Here is a 2519-nt window from a genome sequence, read left to right on the forward strand (position 1 = left end):
ACGATGCACCATATCGTTTCCGACGGCTGGTCGATGGGCGTGCTGATCAACGAGGTCACCTCGCTCTACCGGGCCTATGTGCAAGGTGAGTCCTCCCCACTGCCCGAATTGCCGTTGCAGTATGTCGACTTCGCCCATTGGCAGCGGAAGTGGTTGGCCAATGGCGTGCTGGCCGACCAACTGGCTTACTGGTCCGACCGCCTGGCTGGTGCGCCGGCACTGTTGACGCTGCCGACGGATCGTCCTCGCCCGGCGATGCAGAGCTATCGTGGCGACAGCCTGACGTTCAACGTTCCGGCCACGCTCGGCGATGGCCTGGCCACGCTGGCCAAGAAGGCCCACGGCACGTTGTTCATGGTGTTGACGGCGGCGTTTAACCTGCTGTTGTCGCGGTACTCCGGGCAGAGCGACATCTGCCTGGGCACCGCGGTGGCCAACCGGACGCAGGTCGAAACCGAGGCGCTGATCGGCTTCTTTACCAACACTCTGGTGTTGCGTACGCAGGTCGATGAAGCGGCGACGTTCGAGTCGCTGCTCGCCGACGTGCGCCATACCACGCTGGATGCCTATGCCCATCAGGACGTGCCTTTCGAGCAACTGGTGGAGGCACTGAAGCCGGCGCGTCATACCAGCCACTCACCATTGTTCCAGGTCATGCTGGTGTTGCAGAACGCACCGCTGGGCCAGTTGCAGTTGCCTGGCCTGGTCCTTGAACCCCTGGAGATACCCAGCACGACCGCGAAGTTCGACCTGCTGCTGACAATGGAAGAACGGGCCGGTGAGCTGCATGCCAACCTGGAATACAACACCGACCTGTTTGATCGCAGCACCGTGCAACGGATGGCGCGGCATTTCACGCGCCTGCTGGCCTCGGTGGTGGAGTCACCCGCCCGTCCGCTGCGTGAGCTGGCAATGATGGATGAGGAGGAATTGGCTCAGGTCACGGTCGACTGGAACGACACCCGGACCGAGTATCCGGCTCTGGCGACCTTGCAGACGATGGTCGAAGCGCAGGTGGCCCGTGCACCGGGCGCTCCGGCCCTGGTGTTTGAAGGACAGAAACTGAGCTATGCGCAACTGAATACCCGGGCGAACCGGTTGGCCGGTTATCTGCGCGAGCGGGGCGTCGGGCCGGACGTACGAGTGGGCGTCTGCCTCGAACGCTCGCTGGAGATGGTGATTGCGCTGCTGGGGATCGTGAAGGCCGGAGGCGCGTACCTGCCCCTGGATCCGAGCCTGCCAACGCAACGCCTGGCCTACATGCTGGAGAACGCCGCGCCGGCCCTGGTATTGGCCCAGGCCTCGAGCATTGCCAGCTTGCCGCAAGACTATCCTCAAACCTGGATCATGGATGAGGCGGCCCTGGCCGGCTACAGCCAGGACAATCCGCTCGGCGAAAGCGGCGCCGAGCAGCTGGCCTATGTGATCTACACCTCCGGCTCCACGGGCCGGCCAAAAGGCGTGGCAGTGGAACACGCCGGCATCGTCAACCGCTTGCAGTGGATGCAGGAGGCCTACCCGTTGGGTGCGACGGATCGGGTGCTGCAGAAAACGCCGTTCAGCTTTGATGTGTCGGTCTGGGAGTTCTTCTGGCCGCTGGCCTACGGCGCAACACTGGTCGTGGCCAGGCCAGGGGGGCATCAGGACGTGGACTACCTGGCGCGGCTGATTGAGCAGGAGGCGATCACTACGCTGCACTTCGTGCCGCCGATGCTGGAGGTCTTTCTCAACAGTGCGGACCTGGGCGGTTGCCCGTCGCTGAAACAGGTGATGTGCAGCGGGCAGGCCCTGCCGCTGGAGTTGCAGCAGCGGTTTTTTGAGCGCCTGCCCGGCGTGGCCCTGCACAACCTGTATGGCCCGACCGAAGCCTCGGTAGACGTCACGTTCTGGGCGTGCGACCCGGAGTACCAGCAAGGTTGCGTACCGATCGGGCGACCGATCGCCAACACCCGGATCTATCTGCTGGATCCGCAGATGAACCCGGTTCCCGCCGGAGTGGCAGGGGAACTGTACATCGGTGGCGTCGGTTTGGCGCGGGGTTACCTGGGGCGTGCGGACCTGACGGCGGCGGCCTTTGTCCCCGATCCCTTCGGCCCGGCCGGTGGGCGCCTGTACAAGACGGGCGATCTGGCCCGTTATCGCTCGGCAGGGGAGATCGAATACCTGGGGCGTCTGGATCACCAGGTGAAACTCCACGGCTTGCGCATCGAGCTGGGCGAGATCGAGGCCGGACTGGCTCGCTATCCGGGTATCCGCGAGGCCGTGGTACTGGCCCAGGCAGGGGACGGTGGAGAGGGGCGGCTGGTGGCGTACTACACCTTGGTCAGTGGTGATCAGGCGATCGCCGTGGATGACCTGCGTGCTCACCTGGGTAGCGAACTGCCAGCCTACATGGTGCCGCATAGCTACCTGCTGTTGGAAACGTTGCCGCTGAGCCCCAATGGCAAGCTCGACCGACGGGCGTTGCCGGTGGTGGCGCACGGGGAAGTCACGGACAGGCTGTACGAGGCACCGGTCGG

1 protein-coding gene is annotated in these 2519 nt (G+C 64.4%); it reads left to right on the plus strand.

The window, feature by feature from the left end; all coding sequences use genetic code 11:
• The coding region (locus IAE34_RS24165) for a non-ribosomal peptide synthetase (protein ID WP_200141478.1) at nt 1-2519 on the plus strand (2519 nt) is incomplete at both ends.

This window comes from Pseudomonas sp. S30 (assembly GCF_016518545.1).
GTDB lineage: Bacteria > Pseudomonadota > Gammaproteobacteria > Pseudomonadales > Pseudomonadaceae > Aquipseudomonas.